12 protein-coding genes are annotated in these 18745 nt (G+C 45.4%); 8 read left to right on the plus strand and 4 right to left on the minus strand.

Going from position 1 to position 18745, the window contains the following annotated elements:
* Window positions 1–22: 22 nt before the first annotated feature.
* The 6 genes from ACHA99_RS18155 to ACHA99_RS18180 all read left to right on the plus strand — a co-directional run bounded on the left by ACHA99_RS18155 (window position 23) and on the right by ACHA99_RS18180 (window position 6816).
* Window positions 23–964 carry an ABC transporter substrate-binding protein gene (locus tag ACHA99_RS18155; protein WP_113940440.1) on the plus strand — a complete coding sequence of 314 codons (942 nt, stop codon included), beginning with the start codon at window positions 23–25 and terminating at the stop codon, window positions 962–964.
* A 33-nt stretch (window positions 965–997) separates the two neighbouring features.
* Entirely contained in the window at window positions 998–2497 is a 1500-nt protein-coding gene (locus ACHA99_RS18160) for a sugar ABC transporter ATP-binding protein (RefSeq protein WP_113940441.1), read from the plus strand.
* Entirely contained in the window at window positions 2498–3610 is a 1113-nt protein-coding gene (locus ACHA99_RS18165) for an ABC transporter permease (RefSeq protein ID WP_393944251.1), read from the plus strand. It begins immediately after the preceding gene.
* Entirely contained in the window at window positions 3607–4569 is a 963-nt protein-coding gene (gene yjfF, locus ACHA99_RS18170; protein ID WP_263222875.1) for a galactofuranose ABC transporter, permease protein YjfF, read from the plus strand. Before ACHA99_RS18165 ends, yjfF begins: the two co-directional genes overlap by 4 nt.
* Window positions 4562–5737 (plus strand): family 43 glycosylhydrolase, encoded by a 1176-nt coding sequence (locus ACHA99_RS18175; RefSeq protein WP_393944253.1) that lies wholly within the window; start codon window positions 4562–4564, stop codon window positions 5735–5737. Before yjfF ends, ACHA99_RS18175 begins: the two co-directional genes overlap by 8 nt.
* 362 nt (window positions 5738–6099) lie before the next feature.
* Entirely contained in the window at window positions 6100–6816 is a 717-nt protein-coding gene (locus tag ACHA99_RS18180; protein ID WP_393944255.1) for a hypothetical protein, read from the plus strand.
* Between the two features lie 169 nt (window positions 6817–6985).
* On the opposite strand, the gene ACHA99_RS18185 is transcribed toward ACHA99_RS18180, so the two are convergent.
* The 3 genes from ACHA99_RS18185 to ACHA99_RS18195 form a co-directional block, all read right to left on the minus strand.
* On the minus strand, window positions 6986–9364 hold the full coding sequence (locus tag ACHA99_RS18185) for a beta-L-arabinofuranosidase domain-containing protein (RefSeq protein WP_393944257.1): 2379 nt from the start codon (window positions 9362–9364) through the stop codon (window positions 6986–6988).
* A 247-nt stretch (window positions 9365–9611) separates the two neighbouring features.
* A complete protein-coding gene (locus tag ACHA99_RS18190; protein ID WP_393944259.1) occupies window positions 9612–10559 on the minus strand; it encodes a family 43 glycosylhydrolase in 948 nt (315 codons plus the stop codon).
* A 99-nt stretch (window positions 10560–10658) separates the two neighbouring features.
* Window positions 10659–12074, minus strand: coding sequence for an MFS transporter (locus tag ACHA99_RS18195; RefSeq protein WP_393944261.1), 1416 nt, complete (start codon window positions 12072–12074; stop codon window positions 10659–10661).
* Between the two features lie 212 nt (window positions 12075–12286).
* Here ACHA99_RS18195 and ACHA99_RS18200 point away from each other — a divergent pair, with 212 nt between their 5' ends.
* Entirely contained in the window at window positions 12287–13345 is a 1059-nt protein-coding gene (locus ACHA99_RS18200; RefSeq protein WP_393944263.1) for an arabinan endo-1,5-alpha-L-arabinosidase, read from the plus strand.
* Between the two features lie 2 nt (window positions 13346–13347).
* The gene (locus tag ACHA99_RS18205) at window positions 13348–15231 is read left to right on the plus strand and encodes a family 43 glycosylhydrolase (protein WP_393944265.1); all 1884 of its coding nucleotides are present in this window, start codon (window positions 13348–13350) and stop codon (window positions 15229–15231) included.
* Window positions 15232–15904: 673 nt separating this feature from the next.
* Here ACHA99_RS18205 and ACHA99_RS18210 read toward each other — a convergent pair.
* Window positions 15905–18673 carry a TonB-dependent receptor gene (locus tag ACHA99_RS18210; protein ID WP_393944267.1) on the minus strand — a complete coding sequence of 923 codons (2769 nt, stop codon included), beginning with the start codon at window positions 18671–18673 and terminating at the stop codon, window positions 15905–15907.
* Between the last annotated feature and the right edge of the window lie 72 nt (window positions 18674–18745).

Consider the following 18745-nt stretch of genomic DNA (forward strand, 5'->3'; position numbering starts at 1 on the left):
AAAATTTTGAAAGGGAATAATAATGAAAAATTTTAAACTAGTTTCAGCGTTCAGTTTATGGGCAGTTAGTGCCAGTTGCGCATTCGCGACAACTGTCGGGTTTTCACAGGTAGGGTCAGAAAGCGGTTGGCGAACTAGCTTCAGCGAGGCAGTAAAAGCAGAAGCCAAGCAAAGGGGCATTGACTTAAAATTTGCCGATGCACAGCAAAAACAAGAAAACCAAATCAAAGCCGTACGTAGCTTTATCGCCCAAGGTGTGGATGCGATTATTATTGCGCCAGTAGTCGAAACGGGTTGGAAACCGGTACTGAAAGAAGCCAAACGTGCCCACATTCCTGTTGTTATCGTTGACCGTAATATTAAGGTCGATGACGATTCATTATTCCTGACCCGCATTGCCTCTGACTTTACCGAAGAAGGCAGCAAAATCGCCCAATGGTTAATGGATAAAACCCAAGGCAAATGTGATATCGCCGAACTACAGGGCACTGTTGGTGCCACTGCCGCCATCGATCGTGCAGCCGGTTTTAATGCCGTTATCGCAAATTATCCCAATGCCAAGATTATCCGCAGCCAAACGGGTGAATTTACCCGTGCTAAGGGTAAAGAAGTGATGGAAGGTTTCCTTAAAGCACAAAACGGCCAAGCACTGTGCGCCGTTTGGGCACATAACGACGAAATGGCACTTGGCGCCGTGCAAGCCATTAAAGAAGCTGGACTAAAACCGGGGACAGATATCTTGATTGTTTCGGTTGATGGCGTACCGGATTACTTTAAAGCCATGGCCGATGGGGAGGCCAATGCGACAGTAGAATTGAGCCCCTATTTAGGCGAACCAGCCTTTGATGTTATCGATGCATTCCTTAAGGGAAACAAAGACCAATCTAAATTAATTAGCACTACGGGTGACGTTTATACCCAAGAAACCGCCGCCGCTGAATATGAAAAGCGTCGCCTGCGTTAATCGACGATAACGCGTTTCCTGGGGAGACAAGCTATGAGCCTTATCTTAGAACTGCAGAATATCAGTAAGCATTACCCCGGCGTGAAAGCGCTAGAAGAGGTGAGTTTACGTTTATATTCAGGGGAAGTTCATGCCCTCTTGGGCGAAAACGGTGCGGGTAAGTCCACACTGGTGAAAGTGATGACAGGGGCACAATCCAAAGATGGCGGGGATATTATTTTTCTGGGTGAACAACAACATTTTTGTACGCCGATTGAGGCACAGAAAATCGGGATCAGCACAGTTTATCAAGAAGTGAATCTGGTTCCGAATCTTTCCGTGGCGCAGAATTTATTTCTGGGCCATGAGCCTAAACGTTTTGGGTTAATTCACTTTAAAAAGATGTATGCCGATGCCCGCAGCGTATTGACTCAGTTTAAGCTGGATATTGATGTCACTGCGCCACTGTCACAATACTCTATAGCCGTACAACAGCTTATCGCCATTGCCCGTGGCGTAGCCATGTCAGCCAAAGTGTTGGTATTAGATGAGCCAACGGCCAGCCTTGATGCGGATGAAGTACAAGTGCTATTTGGCATTTTAAAACAGCTTAAACAAAAGGGTGTGGCCATAGTGTTTATCACCCATTTTCTCGATCAGGTTTATCAGATAAGTGACCGCATTACGGTGCTGCGAAACGGTCGTTTTATTGGTGAATATCTCACATCTGAGTTACCCCAATCCCAATTGATTGAAGCTATGCTCGGGCGTTCATTGCTAGAGCAACTGGTTGATAAAAAGATTGAAGATAATCCAGCAAAGGGTACTTCAGCGGTACTGTTATCCCTTGAGGGCGTGTCCGTTAAAGGCTCCATTCAAGCCATGACGCTCACTGTACCTAAAGGTCAAGCAGTGGGTCTTGCTGGCTTGTTAGGTTCAGGGCGCAGTGAAGTTTGCAATGCAGTTTTTGGACTGGATTTGCTTGAAAGCGGCAGCATTCACTTAGCAGGTAAAAAATTAAATCTTTCACAACCTGTTGATGCGATTCATGCGGGGATCGCGCTGTGTCCTGAAGATCGCAAAATTGACGGCATCATTGGACCTTTATCCATTCGCGAGAACATCATTTTAGCCTTGCAGGCGAGGGTGGGATGGTGGCGCTGTTTATCGAAAGCGAGGCAAGAGGAAATTGCCCAGTTCTTTATCGATAAATTGCAGATCGCCACGCCCGATGCCGACAAACCCATAGAGCAGCTCAGTGGCGGTAATCAGCAGAAAGTGATCTTAGCGCGCTGGCTTGCCATTGAACCGATTTTGTTAGTGCTCGATGAACCGACCCGCGGTATCGATATCGGCGCCCATGCCGAAATTATCAAACTGATTAGATCCCTGTGTGACGATGGTATGTCGCTGCTCGTTGCCTCCTCCGAATTAGATGAACTTGTCGCATTCTCCAACAAAGTCGTGGTGATGCGCGACCGTTATGCAGTGCGTGAATTAACGGGATCAGAACTCACCTCACAACACGTTATGCAAGCCATTGCGGAGGGATAAATGAAAAGCTCAGCAGAAATGATGTCGCCGGAGGCTTTACCTATGAATAGCCAGCAAACAATGACCAAAGAAAAAACAGACCGTTATCAAGCGGGTAAGTCAAAGTCCTTCGGTCGTTATCTTTGGCCTTTATTAGCGTTAGCCTTATTGCTGCTAGTTAACTTGTTTATCGACAGCAGTTTTTTCCATTTAACCTATCAAGATGACCGTCTTTATGGCTCCTTGATTGATATTTTAAACCGCAGTGCGCCAGTCGCTTTGCTCGCGATTGGCATGAGTTTAGTCATTGCCACAGGTGGGATTGACCTCTCTGTTGGTGCTGTGATGGCAATCGCAGGCGCGGTCTGCGCTAACCTTTTGCTGGTGCCGGATATCAGCTTAGTGACAGTGGTATTGGCGGGTTTGATGGTTGGCCTCGCGGCGGGTTGTATTAATGGTGCCTTGGTCAGTGTTTTAGGCATTCAGCCCATTGTGGCAACTTTACTGCTTATGGTTGCTGGGCGCGGCGTCGCTCAGCTAATCAATCAGGGGCAGATCATTACCTTTCAACATGAAGCATTTGCGGTAATCGGTGTTGGGCAGTTTTTAGGCTTACCTATGCCGATTTGGATTGTCATTGGCATGTTGCTACTGACCCAATTATTGCTGCGCAGAACCGCTTTGGGACTTTTTATTGAGGCCGTAGGTTGTAACGCCAAAGCGAGTCGTTACCTTGGTATTAATGATAAATCCATCAAGCTGTTCGTGTATGCCATTGCCGGATTATGCGCAGCGTTAGCCGGCATGATAAGCACTGCCGACATTCAAGGATCAGACGCTAATAATGCGGGCTTATGGCTTGAGCTCGACGCCATCTTAGCTGTAGTGATTGGTGGCGCAGCGTTAACTGGTGGCCGTTTCTCACTTGTGTTGTCGATCATCGGCGCGCTGATCATCCAAACCTTGGCCACTACGATTATCGTCAGCGGTTTACCTGCCAAATTTAACCTGTTGATCAAAGCCATAGTGATCTTAAGTGTACTGTTACTGCAGTCTGAGAAATTTAGACGTCAGCTATCGGGACTATTCAAACTTCGCACCTTCAACAGCGCCAAGGCTGGAGACAAAAAATGATCGCTAAACGTTTTATTCCCCTATGGATCACGGCCTCCTTACTGCTAGTGATGTTTTTGATAGGTTCAATGCAGTTTGAAGGCTTTGCCAGTGTCAGAGTCGTGACTAACTTATTCCGTGATAACGCTTTTTTACTGATCACCGCACTCGGGATGACGTTAGTCATCATCTCCGGGGGCATCGATTTATCCGTAGGCTCAGTGATTGCCTTAAGTGGCGTGCTCACCAGCGTGTTAATTACCGAATATCACTGGCATCCACTGCTCGCCTTTGCACTGGTTCTGCCCCTTGGCACACTCTTTGGTGCCTTGATGGGCAGCATTATCCACGTTTACAAGCTTCAACCCTTCATTGTGACCTTAGCGGGGATGTTTTTAGCACGTGGCATGGCAACCACCATCAGTGAAGAATCAATCGCGATTGATCATCCGTTTTACGATGCCATTGCTGATTTGAGCATTGCCTTACCCGGTCATGGTTCGCTTGATATTAGCTCACTGATTTTTATTCTGTTTTTCATCATTGTTGCCGTCATGATGCACTACAGCCGTTTCGGAATCAATGTGTACGCCCTTGGCGGTAATGCGCAATCGGCGGAGTTAATGGGGATTTCTATCGCGAAAACCACTATCTGTATTTATGCGCTCAGTAGTTTTCTCGCAACGTTGGCGGGAATTGTATTCACCTTTTATACCTTTTCCGGTTATGCGCTCGGAGCGATTGGAGTCGAGCTCGATGCCATTGCCGCTGTGGTGATTGGCGGCACTTTACTTACCGGCGGTAGGGGCTTTGTGTTAGGTACTGTGCTTGGGGTGTTTTTAATGGGGGTGATCCAGACCTACATTACCTTTGATGGCACGCTCAGCAGTTGGTGGACCAAGATAGTGATTGGATTATTACTATTTTTCTTCATCGTGTTACAAAAACTCTTGAATGGACGTAAACCTAGCCATGGATAAGTTAACCTCAATGACTCGCTCTAAACCTATTAGCTATAAGCATGTTAGCTCTCAACATGGTAACGCTAATCAAATTCACCCTAAATCAAGCCGTTTTTCGGCACTGGCGGTGTCAATTGCGCTGTCGGTTTGTATGGCAGGCCCTGCGAATGCAGTGCCTGTACTTGAGCATAAAGCTGTCGTTCATCAGGCCATTACCGCACAAAATACCAAATCCACTGTTCAAAACGCGCCTTTTATTGCCCGCAGCGCCGATCCTTGGGTAATTAAAGCCGACGATGGCAGCTATTACTTTATCGCCTCTGTACCTGAATTTGATCGAATAGAACTGCGCCATGCCGCCACGATTCAGGCTCTAAGCCAAGCAAAGCCTAAGATCATTTGGCGTAAGCATGAGTCTGGGCCCATGAGCATCGACATTTGGGCGCCCGAACTACATAAGATTGATGGCCGTTGGTATATCTATTATGCCGCCAGTGATAAAGACCTGCGTTTTCATAACCGTATGTTTGTATTAGGCTTAAATGGCGATGATCCGATGACGGGTGAGTGGGAGGAACTCGGACGCCTTAAGACAGCGCACGATGCATTTTCCTTAGATGCCACCAGCTTTCAAGTAGGCGAACAGCGTTATTTTATTTGGGCGCAGCAAGATGAGGCTAAAAGCTACAATACGGGATTGGTGATCGCCAAAATGATGTCGCCGACGCAGGCGTCAGCAGCGGAAACCATCATCACCGAACCTTTGCTCGACTGGGAAAGATTAGGTTTTAAAGTCAACGAAGGCGCTGCCGTGCTCATTAAAAATGGCAAAGTCTTTGTGACCTATTCCGCTAGCGCCACAGATGATCGATACGCTATGGGCTTGCTGTGGGCGGATAAAACGGCCGATCTCCTCGATCCCAATAGCTGGCACAAAGCACCCACATCCGTATTTAGCAGTAATCCAGTACTTAAACGTTTTGGCCCTGGGCACAACAGCTTTGTACTGGCAGAAGACGGTAAGACGGAGTTAATGTTCTACCACGCCCGCAATTACCTTGAACTACAAGGAACGCCACTCACCGACGGCAATCGCCACAGCTATTATCGCGCGATATATTGGTCAGCAGATGGCATGCCACAGTTTGATAATGAGCTCAGCGATGAACAAACGTTTGCTAAGTGAAGCTAAAAACTTCTCCTAACTAAAATTGTATAAGCACAATAATAGGGCTAAGCAGTAGCGTTGAGCTAGAACAGAATTAGGATTAGCGGGGAGCGTAGCGTCCTCTGCTAGTCCTTGACTTTTAAATACTATTCAAGTGGTTGACTTATAGAATATCACCATTAAATATCCTCAGTAACGCCTAATGCTGGTTTTTACATCGCGCTCGTTCTGATAGCTTTCACGATATGGCATTGTGAATGGAAAATTTCTACAGGCCCCAATTGAGATGAGTTTGCGCATATCATCTACCTAATTCCTCTTTTTCTGTTATCTTGCGTTTATTGATGCTTAACCACTAATGCAAACCTAAGAAGGTTGAAATGAATTTAGCGAGCACACTAACTGATGTATCCTCGATAAAAGATTATTTAGGTTTATTTACCTCAATTATTACTATTATTAGTATTTTTATTGGCTTAATGATTTGGTATTACAAGAAACGGCCAAGTGTTGAAGCTAATGTGGTAGTTAAGAAAGATTTACTAAAGTTGAGACTTAGAAATCACAAGGATTCACTGGCTGAAATTGATCATGTTCGGTTGGTAAGAAAGAGAGCATTCTGGCGAGTCCCAGAGTTTAACGACAATAACTATGGTTATTTGGTTGATTCGAAAAACGGAGATATTTTCCCTTTTCAAAGTGACGAACTAAATATAGCTATTAGCCCTAATGAGAGTGTTAAAGAGTTTAACATTTATTTCTCTAATATTGCTGGTTTATATGATGACTTTTTACCGTATGAATATCTATCATTTCAAAAAGTAAAGTCTCTTAGTAAACCAGTCAAAATGCCCAATTGTCATATTGGCATATATCTTAAATCCGGAAGAATTGTATGTGTGTCCCTACCAGAGGAGTTTTATAGCTACTATCGGCGAAAGGAGGGAAGTTTATTCGATACAGATTACGATATATTAATGGGGCAAGGTGATATAACTCTTACATTTAATTCGATGGAAGCCAACATGGAGCATTTGAAAAGGTTGCGAGAATCATATTACGTTGTACGTCGAAATTACCATTTATTGCTATGGTAATTTCGAACTTAAAATTTTTATGACCAAACTTAACCTGCTAGAATTGCTTTCCGATATACAGTCTTTATAGTAGTAACACTCAAATTTTGACTGGCGGAAACCTAAGGTTAAACCGCCATTTCCTACGATATGTGAATATTGGGTATCAGACTTTATTACTCTCACGCCATTACGGATATTCAGTGGTTCTCAGTAATCTTACTTCATATAAACCACCTGCAATCGAGCCAGCTTTAGCGACAAACTTAACGGTAAAGGGCTGAGTGGGGGCGCTCAGCATTTCGGCGGGAATAGGGTAGTCTTGGCTATAAAAGTCTGCGCCTTTTTCTCCACTCAATGTCACGGCTGCGAGTAACTTGTCGTTAATGTGGATCTCAAACTCTCGGCCTGTATCTAAGCCGAAGTAGGTGAGCCTTAACAGCGGTGCGGTTTCTCCCTTTGCATTCAACTGATAACTAAACCAATCGTGGGCGTGGCGCCAATGGCGAGTGCCATTGAGTCCAGCTTCACTCTTAGATGCCTTAAAGAAATGATCAGCTTCAGGTTGTTGCTCACCGGGTAAGACGATATCGAGTGTCTGCGCCGTAAGTTTAGCTTCCAATTGAGATTTCATACTCAGAGCTTGCTGTCGCTGTTGCCACTCATTAGGCGCACTTTGACCAAAATAAACCGTGTAACGACTGTCGTGGAGGCGAAAGAAGGGGATCAGCTCTAAGGATTTAGCCTGATTCATCCGCGCCTTGCCGGTAGAAAACTTAAGTTCACTGAACGGCAAGCGGGTGATCTGCTGTAAAAATGCGGTGCCATCGCTAATAAAAATCGGCGCTTGGTCGGATTCACACAGAGGGCCTTTGGCAATGTGGCCCATGCGGCTACTATCACCGATAAAGTTTAAGGATTCATTGACAATCGGCTGTGTTTTGGCCGCCAGAACAATCGGCCCATACAGGACTGAGTAATAAGAGCTTTTATCGGGTATTTGTTCTAACGTCACAGTCATGGGTAAGGTGATGCTGATCTTATCGCCCTTATGCCACTGACGTTTGATCTTGATGTACTGGCCTGCAACGGCGTTAAACTTTTGCGCTTGACCATTAATACTCAGCGTTAAATCATCATGTTGCACCCACTGCGGATATCGCACATTAAGGGCAAACTGCGCATCCTTGTCTAAGGTTATTTCTGAGGTATTAGCATCAGGGAACAAGGTTTTCTGCGTAACGGTAATACCTTTTTCCTGCCAATGTACCTCGGAGTCGACAAACAGATTCACATAAAACTCATCACCCTCGCTGGCGTAAATGAGTTCGCCATACTTAGCGTGATTTTCAATCCCAGAACCGACACAACACCACATACTTTGCTGGGCAGAGGAATAGACGCGGTAATGATCGGGCCTCATAGGCGTAAAGTACACAAGTCCACCGTTATCAGGGTGTTGAGACGACAAAATGTGATTATAAAGGGCGCGCTCGTAGTACTCGATATAAGCTAAATCGGCTTTATTTTCATCGAGTAGCTTGTTTTCATAGAGTAGCTTAGACAGTTTTAGCATGTTGTAGGTGTTACAGGTTTCGGGCCCTTCGGCCGATTCCAACATGCTGCTGAAATCGTCACTGGGATGCAAATGCTCCCGCACACTGTTACCGCCAATGGATGCCGTGCGCTTATGCACGACTTGCTGCCAGAAGAAATCGGCACTGTCTAACCAAACCTTGTTATTACTTAACTCTGCAATGCGGGCGACGCCGACGATTTTCGGAATTTGCGTATTAGCATGTAAACCCGTGAGTTTGTCTTTGTGGTGTAACAGTGGCTGCAGCAAGGATTGATCGGTATAGCGTTTAGCTAGAGCTAAGTATTTATTTTGCCCTGTGATGGCGTAAACATCGGCTAAGGTTTCGTTTAAGCCGCCATATTCGGTACGCAGCATCAGTTGCAACTGTTCATCACCCAGCTTATTGCTTAAATGCAGCATCCAATCGGCGAAATTCACCAGCATTTTTTTCGCGGTTGGATTATTGGTGTACAGATAGGCATCCCTTAAGCCTGCAAACACTTTATGGACATTGTACCAAGGCGCCCAAGCTTGGTTGAGGGTGAATAAATCAGCCTCTATCTTACCTTGCTCGATTTGCTGCCATAGCAGACGGCTATTGGGCACACCGCCAAGATAACCATTGCCATGGGCTTGCTGACACTTTTCTAACTCGGCCACCATGTAATTGAGTCGTGCTAATACGGCTTCATCGCCCGTCGCCGCGTACATCAGCGCAAGCGCTGAAAGATAATGTCCGCCGATATGACCATCTAAACCCGTATCTTCCCAATTAGGATAATTTTCAGCTGTGGTCGCTATGCCTGCATCCTTACGATAGGGCGCTAATAACCGTTCGGGATCCATCGACATGATGTAGTGCAAGTCGGTTTGCTGGGCATGCAGAAAAGGGCCGGCGGTAATACGCACATCATTAAGTGGGATAGTACTTGGTGCTGCAAAGCCGAGTGGTGTGAATAAACAGAGGCTTAAGAATAATGCGGATTTCATATCAGATCCCTTTAAAGTTTAGGCACGTAAAACTCATCTCACACTAGCTATTCGGTTTAGAACAGTGGGCAATAATAGACTTGCAGCTCACAAACATTTGCGTAATGCGGACACTTGCACCACAAAAAATATCGCTAATAAAAAGCCCCAAATAGAAGGGGCTTTAAACTCAGAACTTAAAATAAGAGCTTGAGCTAAGGGCATAAGCTAAAGGTTTTAGGTCAGCAGCTTTAAATGCAAGAACGCTCTATTCCTGAATAGAAGGTTTACCAAATACTGGCATACCCACATCATCCCAACGTAATGCCTTCACATAGGTATGGCGGTTAGGATCCCATAACGGGTCGCCTTCAATTTCAGTGTAGGTGCGCGCGTGGTAAATCAATAGATCGGTTTCACCATCTTCCGCTAAGGTAAAACTGTTATGTCCCGCACCGTAAACACCGTGCTCATAACAACTTGTCATCACAGGTTCTGATGATTTATGCCATTGAGTTGCATCGAGTAAATCGGCATTCTCATCAATAGACAGTAAACCCATGCAATAATTTTCATCGGTAGCACTGGCGGAATAGGTGATAAAGATTTTGCCATGACGTTTTAGCACGGACGGACCTTCGTTAACCCAAAAGCCTTTGATCTCCCATGGATATTCAGGCTTGGTTAACATGACAGGCGTTGAGCTTATCTTGTCTGGTGTGTCCATTTTGGCAATGTAAAGATTGCTATTGCCTTGGATGTCTGGGGCCTTTTGTGCCCACACATAGTACAGCTGACCATTGTGTTCAAAAGTTGTTGCATCGAGGCAGAATGTGTCGATACCGGTATCGAGCTGACCAAGGAACTGCCATTCGCCCGTCAGTGGGTTGGCATCATTACAACGCAGCACATACATGCGATGTTGAAACAGCGCATCTTTAATTTCTCGGCTCGGCGCAATTGCAACATAGAGATACCAAGCACCTTGATTAAAATGGATTTCTGGCGCCCATACTAAGTCAGAATATGCACCCGTATCCGGTTTATGCCACACATCAACCGGAGTCGCATCGGCAAGTCCTGCAATCGTGGTCGCTCTGCGTAATTCAATGCGGTCGTACTGCGGCACTGACGCGGTGAAATAATAAAAACCATCCGTGTGCTTATAAATAAAAGGGTCGGCACGTTGTTCAATTAAAGGGCTGAGCTTTAACATCTTTTACTCCAAACTATTCCAAAACCGGATTACAAAAAATGAACTTGAAAAATTAACATCACTGATCCAAATAGCAGATCTATCATTGAATCAACACCGCTACACCGAGACTTGTGGATCGCCATTACCGCCTTGAGTTGTGTGCTTAGGCTTAGGCGTGGCCTCTTCATTAAGAATTTCCATATCGGGTAGTGCTTGCTTGATATCTTCATAAACACGGTCAGATATTTTGTACTTAAACATCAACAACCCCATCAGCGCGTGGAAAGCACCAGGAATGACAGTTAACATCAAGGAAATCCCTGTCAGGGTGAAACTGCTTTGTACTTGCCCTGGTTGATAGTTGAAGTAAGTCAGTAACATGCCCACTACAAAACCTGCGGCGCCCATACCCGCTTTTTGGGCGAATGAGATCCCACCAAAAGCTAAACCCGAAACCCTATGACCTGTTTTAACCGTGCCGTAATCGACCGATTCAGAAATCACTGACCAAAAGACAGGAGCATGTAAATCCACCACAAAGGAGATCGCAAAATAGAGCACAAAGGCAAGTACGATATCACCTGGCTGCACGGTAAAGAACATCAGTACACTTAAAATACCAACGATGAGTTGGCTATAGCGGAACAGCTTAAGCTTACAGTAACGCTTAGTGATCCAGGTTGAGGCCACCATCGCCAGAATCGCGGCGCCAACACCGGTTGAGAGAAATGCCGACAGCATTTTGGCGTCGCCACCGAGGTAATATGTCGCGTAATAGGCGGCAACTGAGCCGCGAATAACGTAACCGACTGTGCCTATCACGCAGATAGAACACAGCACTAACCATTGATCGTTCTTTAATAGCAACTTCAATTGTGTACCAATAGGCTTAGTTTCTACTTTGTAGGCCACACGCTCTTTAGTGGTAAAGAAACAGAATAAAAACAACAATGTTGCCATTAATGCCATTACCCCCATGGCCTTTTGATAGCCAGCAGCAAGGTTATCACCGCCCCAAGATGCTGCCAGCATAGGCACAATAATGGTCACTAAAAAAGCGGCAATTTTAGCGAAGAACAGTCGATAGCCATTGGCGGATAAGCGCTCTTTGGGGTTGTCTGTTAATACGCTAATAATGGAAATATAAGGAATAGTGACTGTAGTGAAAATAATCGTCACCAGAATATAAGTGGAATAAGCCCAAATCAGTTTGGCGTTGTAGTCCCAGTCCGGTGTACTAAAGGTTAAAAAGACTGACAGTCCAAACGGCACCGCCATAAACAGGAAGTAAGGGCGATAACGACCCCAACGTGTGGTTACTTTATCGTTAATAATGCCCATGAGTGGATCGGTAATGGCATCGATTAAACGAACCAGCAAAAACAAAATCCCCACATCAGCAGGTTTTAGGCCAAAGATGTCAGTATAAAAGAAGGTAATAATTAACATCATTGAAGACATCACCACGTTTACGGCCATATCCCCAGAGCCGTATCCGATCTTTTCAATGACCGACAGTTTATGAGAACTCATCAGAAATCCTTATTATATTTTTTATAAACAGTGAGTTAATGTATCAGCAACACGTTATACCGTATTCCCCATGTTAATACATTCTCTAACTGTTAATTTTCCCATGTTGGATTGTTACTTATTTGTCTTGATAGTATGATAACCTTAATCATCATACAATAGCATAATAGCTATTTTGTTATATTTGGATCTTGTTTCATTAAGGAGAATTGATGCCACCACTATCTGTTTCATCTAAAAAACACCTTAAGCGGCTCAACTGTGCCTTGCTGCTCGGCCTTCTTGGCACTGTCAGTAGCATCAGCGCAAAACAGGTGAGTATTCATGATCCGGTAATGGCGCAAGAAGCGGAGAACTATTATCTGTTTAGTACCGGCCCTGGCATTACTTATTATTCTTCCAAGGATAAAGTGCACTGGGCATTAGCGGGCAGGGTATTCGACACTGAGCCCACATGGGCTCGCAGTGTTGCACCGGGTTTTAATGGTCACCTATGGGCGCCGGATATCATTGAGCATAACGGCAGTTTTTACCTTTATTACTCTGTCTCGGCCTTTGGTAAAAATACCTCCGCGATTGGTGTAACCGTCAATAAAACCCTTGATAAACAATCAAAAGATTATCAGTGGCTTGATAAGGGCATGGTGTTGCAGTCTATTCCCGACCGCGATGCATGGAATGCCATTGACCCGAATATTATTGTCGATGAACAAGGCACGCCTTGGATGAGTTTCGGTTCATTCTGGCAAGGGTTGAAGCTCGTTAAACTCAATAGTGACTTTATCTCGATTGCTGAGCCGCAGGAGTGGCATACCTTAGCCAAGCTAGCACGTCCTGCACTGCTAGCAGAAACCGAACCCGGCCCAGCGCAAATTGAAGCCCCGTTTATTTATAAAAAAGCGGCTTTTTACTATTTATTTGTCTCCTACGGTCTTTGCTGCCGTGGTGACGACAGTACCTATCATTTAGCGGTTGGCCGCTCGAAATCAGTGACGGGCCCTTATCTTGATAAAGCCGGTAAAGACATGGCTCAAGGTGGCGGCTCCGTGTTGCTTAACGGTACTAAGGCATGGCCAGGATTGGGGCACAACAGCGTGTATCAATTTGATGGAAAAGATTATTTAGTCTTTCACGCCTACGAATCCGCCGATAATGGCTTACAAAAACTCAAAATTGCTGAACTGACATGGAACCAAGGTTGGCCAGTGGTCGACCCTAATGCGCTCACCCAATATCAAAGTGTATTAGTTGACTCAGTAGGAAATAAATAACAATGACTCATTCTCTGACTACATTATTCGCCGTAATGGCGCTGTCATCCTGCTTGGGGGCAGGTATGGTTCAAGCATCGCCCATATCAACGGACGATAACCGCATCACCAGCGAAACGTTTGCCAACCCTTTGTTTAGAAATGGCGCAGATCCTTGGCTTGAATACTTTAATGGTAACTATTATCTGACCACGACAACGTGGACTTCTGAATTAGTGATGCGCAAATCGCCCACGATTGCCGGGCTTGCCGATGCTCCCGCGCACAATATTTGGACTGGTACAGATAAATCCCGTTGCTGTAATTTTTGGGCATTTGAATTCCATCCGATGCAAACCGTCAATGGTCTACGCTGGTATGTCATTTATACCTCAGGCGTTGCAGAAAACTTCGACGGTCAGCGCAATCATATCCTTGAAAGTGAAGGCAGCGATCCCATGGGGCCATACACCTATAAAGGTACGCCTATGCCGGATCATTGGAATATCGACGGCAGTTATTTGGAATATAAGGGACAGTTGTATTTCCTCTGGTCTGAGTGGCACGGTAAAGATCAAGTCAATTTAATCGCTAAAATGAGCAATCCTTGGACCGTTGAAGGCGAACATAAGGTGATCACTCAGCCTATTTATGCGTGGGAAAAGTCTGGTCTAAACGTTAACGAAGGACCAGAAATCATTCAGCACCAAGGGCGCACCTTCCTTGTGCATTCGGCAAGTTTTTGTAATACAGAAGATTACTCACTTGGCGTGGTCGAGCTCACGGGCGCCGATCCTATGGATCCCGCAGCGTGGACTAAATACGACAAGCCTTTTTTCAGTAAAGCCAATGGGGTTTATGGTCCTGGACATCACGGATTCTTTACCTCCCCCGACGGCAGCGAAGATTGGTTGGTTTACCACGGCAACTCTTCACCCACAGATGGTTGCAGTGGCACACGCGCCGCCAGAGCCCAACCCTTTAAGTGGGATGACAAAGGCCTGCCTAACTTTGGTGAGCCAATGGCAGATAAGCAACCCTTACGCGTTCCTAGTGGCGAGTTTGGGCCATTGAAAGCCCAAGTTGAAGGGGTAAAATACCGCATTGTTAACCATGATACCGACCAGTGCCTCATCACCAATGCCAAGGGCGATGTCAGCGTTAGCCGTTGTGACGATAAAGCCAGTACTTGGGTGATTGATCCCACCAATGACGGGCTTTATCGATTTGCTAACGTGGCCGAAGGCACTTTTCTCACCCAAGAAAATTGCCAAGACAGTGAAGCATTGGGCGTGAATGCTGCGCCTTGGGTGGCTTCCCGTTGCCAACGTTGGTCAGTGGATGCCAGTCATGATGGCTGGTTCCGTTTTGCCAATGAACGTTCTATTCAAAATCTACAAGCCGCCAATTGCAGTACCCAAAAGGGCGCAGCTGTGGTTACTGGTGAAAACCGCGTCAGCGATTGTACTGACTGGCGGATTGAACCGGTATCCCATTTAGCCATTGTAAATGCCCATAGTGGACGAGTGGTGTCGGCGCAACAATGCGACGTTAAAGCCAATGCCAATGTGGTTCAACATGAATATACCGCCAATGCCTGCCAGCAATGGCAAGCAACATCCACCACTGATGGTTATTACCGCCTGCAATCGAAGCAGCTAACGGCGAACAAACAAGCCCAATGCTTAGTGAGTGTTGATGGCAACTTACAGCTGGGTGGTTGCGAGCAGGCGGACAGTGAATGGCGAACTGAGTTTATGCCAAATGGTTCACTGCGTGTCGTCTCGCGTAAGGGCGGTTCATCGATGAAAGTGGCAGGCGAGTCCTATGCCAATGGCGATAATATCGTTGAGGATGTCTGGAAAAATACCATTTCGCAGCAGTTCTATTTCAGAGAGGTGAAATAGCAACAAATAGTTTGTAACGGGTGCTTGAAATGTCGTTTGAGTTGAGGTCGCTTAACGACATCTTGGTTGAGCCTATGTTGCTCAGCGCTGTGCAGTAACTGTTTAACAGTTACTGCTTTTTTATACCTCTACCACTTACTCATCGCCTGCCAAACTAATCGAATGGCCGCAAAGTAAGCACAATGCTAAAAGCGGCCACCAATCCGCTAGCGACACCCCCATGCCTTCAAACACCGCAATTTTAACTCCGTGCTGCAGTGACATCACCATGGCAAAGGTTGCGCCACCAATGCCAAAACAGGCCGTAAAAAAGAGGTAAATGCGGCGCTAAGGGTGAGTAGGGCAAACATGTCAGCGGGGATCACATCAAATGAAAACCATGAAGAGGGCATAAGTCGTATTCGAGAAGTGTGAGGGTGCCAACAGTAGCAAAATCGCTTGAGGCTTTCAAAGCTCATAAGCTGTCACTTAGATTCCCACTGGTGTCTCAACGAGTTAGGGTAAGTCCTGCCCAGACCACTTAGTAAAGTCGATCTATGAAAGTTAACCAATAACTGATTTAGCTGCATCGTTGATGCATGTCGTGATAGTAGGCCATCATGTGGATGACCAAAAGAAAAAGCTAATCAATTGATTAGCTTTTTTAAGTTCTTTTATGGCTGAAGCATCAGACTTAGAAAGAGTAGCGCGTACCAATCGCAAAGGTGCGGCTAAACAAAGATGAACCACTATTATACAAGTTAAAGTCAGTATAAGCAGAGTGGAACTCTTCACCGGTTAAGTTAGTGGCATCGAAGGTAAGTACCCAGTCAGGGGTAACATCCCAGCTAAATTGAAAGTCCATGTTCGCTTCTGAGTCGCTGTAAATCCCCGTTGGCATTGAACAGCAGAAGTTATAACCCGTTAGGAACTTGTCACGGTACACATAGGACAAGCGTGCAGAATATTCTTCTTTTTCATAGGCTAATACCACACTGTATGAGTTTTTAGAGACACCGACTAACGGCTTAGTTTCATAACCAATTAGCTCGCCCGCACCGCCATCAGTATCAGCGGCAAAGATCGGATCTTTGGTTTTGCCATCTATGTAGGTGTAACTGGTTTGTATGCCAATACCTTGCAACCAACTAGGCAGTTCATCGGGGAAGTAGGTAAAACCAAGCTCTAAACCATCTAAGCTACCTTTACCCGCATTGGAAGGTTGTGTGAGTACGTATTTTGCGTTGTACTCTGGATTAGAATTGTCTGTTACTTCGATGTTGCGACTCGTGGTGTAGACAAAACCATCGACTTCACGCTTAAACAGTACGCCATATAAGCTGCTACTTGGCGCAAAATAATATTCTAATGACAGATCGTAGTTCTGCGATTCAACCGGTTTTAAATCAGGGTTACCGCTCGATGCATAACCAAACTCAGCCTCTGTACCAGCATTTGGAGGTGTCAGTGTCATGGTAGGGTTTAAATCACCAAAAGCGGGGCGACTGATTGTTTTTCCATAAGAGAAACGTAATAACAGGTCATCCGTTAAATAGTAACGCGCCATAAAGCTTGGCAGCACATCGGTTGCATCGGTTGATTGCGTTACTTTGCTTGCCGCAGATTCATTAAAAGCCAAATCGGTACTGCTGTTAACCACACGCACACCTATCTGACCATCTAAAGGTAAACCAAAGAGCTCAGTGCTGTAGTTCGTTTGCAGGTAGGCCGCCATGGTTTGTTCTTCAATATCAAAAGAACGCGAATCTAAATAACCACCGCCATTGACAGCTAGGCCATAGTATTCACGCATCTGCCCTACATTATCCAATAAATAACCGCCGTCAGCTGACAACCAGTTGCTTGGCACATAGGCTTGACCGTCATAAAAGCCAGGTTCCGTAGTTGTTGATAAGCCAGTAATATCCGTTAAACGACAATTTGAACCATTGATAGAGCAGTTACCACTGCTTTGATCTTTCGATTTCGATTTGGCGGTACGTTTATCATAACGCACACCAAAATCGATCGTGTCAAATAGACCTAGTTCAATGGCATAGTCGCCATCTAAGTTCCACGATATCGCATCGCCTTCATCTTTACCGCTATTATCAAACAAACTGCCCATATTGAAGTCGGCAGCGTTGGTCAAACTGCCTTCATTAATATCGGTTGTGCTAGGATCATCTAAATACGCAAAGGCGGGATTACCTGTGCCATTGTAGTTAAAATCTACGGCTAACTGATTGCGTACTGCATTGGTTTGCATTGCCACAAAAGATCGGGTGTATTGACTGGTTTGGTAATTGATTTCGGATCGTAATCTTAAGTCGTCACCAATATCCCATTTACCCCCTAATGCATAAACATAGCTATCAGTCTCGCCCGTAGAACCATCACCGCTGGTAAACAAGGCTGCGTTATTGATGTAATTCTTCTTCACCACATTCGTATTGTCGTAGAATTCTGGGTTTCTGAAGTGGCTGTTACCATTAACAAATGAAAACAGCAGTGAGTTGAAATCTTCATTGCGATAACCGTTATAGAAAGCTTCAAAGAGATACTCTGAAGTGGCATTAGGTTGCCATTGTAGCGATAAGTTAACGGCAGGGCGCTTGCGGGTACCAGTATAATCGGTTAAGCCCATCGCATCGCGCAGCAACACATACTCAGTATCAACCCCGTTAACATTGAGCGTTGAGCCCGGTGTTGTTGATAGTGCTTCACCACGATTCACAAATGCGGAGTTAATACGTTCAAAATTATCGGCACGATAAGGATCAGATGAACCAACCCAAATATTTTGATCGCGATAATTACTTTCGGCGTACGAAGCATTAATCAAGGCGCCAAATTCACCAGAACTGGTATCCCAACGATCACTGGCAAGAATACTGAAATTAGGATCCACTTTTTCGGTTGAATCACTGTAGATACCACGGGCGGCAACGACAATCTTCTCCCCAGAGAAGTTGAAGGGCCGTTGGGTTTTAATGTCGATTTGACCCGCAATGCCGCCTTCAATCAGGTTGGCAGAACGCGTTTTATACACGTCAACACTGTTCAGTAGTGAGGCGGGAATATCCGCTAATGCCACAGAACGACCCGTTGAAGTAAAAATTTGACGACCATTAATCGTGGTAGATACATCACCTAAACCACGGATAGTGACTCCACTCACTTCTCCGCCGCCTCGACCAGTCACTTGAACGCCTGTAACCCTTTGCAGGGCCTCAACCACGTTATTATCGGGAAACTTACCAATATCTTCCGCAATGATGGAATCAACAATTTGAACGTTCTGTCGCTTCAGCTCGATAGCCTTCGTTAACGAATCACGAATGCCAGTAACCTGAATCACTTCTATCTCATCAACTTTTTTTTCTTCTTCTGCATAAGCGTTTTGGCACATCAAAGATATTGATGAGGCTATCGCTATGCTGAGCAGTGAACGTGTAAACATGAAAGAGCTCCCCAAGTGCAGTTATTTCATAAGTTTGTTTAATTTTTGGTAGATATTTTGTTATGTTAATTA

Origin of the sequence: Shewanella sp. S23-S33, assembly GCF_043359565.1 — a bacterium.
Taxonomy (GTDB): domain Bacteria; phylum Pseudomonadota; class Gammaproteobacteria; order Enterobacterales; family Shewanellaceae; genus Shewanella; species Shewanella oncorhynchi.

Excerpts from the sequence above, each read along its gene's own strand:
- ACHA99_RS18210 (WP_393944267.1), bottom strand. The coding sequence starts at position 18,673 with ATGTTTACACGTTCACTGCTCAGCATAGCGATAGCCTCATCAATATCT.
- ACHA99_RS18205 (WP_393944265.1), top strand. The coding sequence starts at position 13,348 with ATGACTCATTCTCTGACTACATTATTCGCCGTAATGGCGCTGTCATCC.
- ACHA99_RS18155 (WP_113940440.1), top strand. The coding sequence starts at position 23 with ATGAAAAATTTTAAACTAGTTTCAGCGTTCAGTTTATGGGCAGTTAGT.
- ACHA99_RS18180 (WP_393944255.1), top strand. The coding sequence starts at position 6,100 with ATGAATTTAGCGAGCACACTAACTGATGTATCCTCGATAAAAGATTAT.
- ACHA99_RS18165 (WP_393944251.1), top strand. The coding sequence starts at position 2,498 with ATGAAAAGCTCAGCAGAAATGATGTCGCCGGAGGCTTTACCTATGAAT.
- ACHA99_RS18175 (WP_393944253.1), top strand. The coding sequence starts at position 4,562 with ATGGATAAGTTAACCTCAATGACTCGCTCTAAACCTATTAGCTATAAG.
- ACHA99_RS18160 (WP_113940441.1), top strand. The coding sequence starts at position 998 with ATGAGCCTTATCTTAGAACTGCAGAATATCAGTAAGCATTACCCCGGC.
- yjfF (WP_263222875.1), top strand. The coding sequence starts at position 3,607 with ATGATCGCTAAACGTTTTATTCCCCTATGGATCACGGCCTCCTTACTG.
- ACHA99_RS18195 (WP_393944261.1), bottom strand. The coding sequence starts at position 12,074 with ATGAGTTCTCATAAACTGTCGGTCATTGAAAAGATCGGATACGGCTCT.
- ACHA99_RS18190 (WP_393944259.1), bottom strand. The coding sequence starts at position 10,559 with ATGTTAAAGCTCAGCCCTTTAATTGAACAACGTGCCGACCCTTTTATT.
- ACHA99_RS18200 (WP_393944263.1), top strand. The coding sequence starts at position 12,287 with ATGCCACCACTATCTGTTTCATCTAAAAAACACCTTAAGCGGCTCAAC.
- ACHA99_RS18185 (WP_393944257.1), bottom strand. The coding sequence starts at position 9,364 with ATGAAATCCGCATTATTCTTAAGCCTCTGTTTATTCACACCACTCGGC.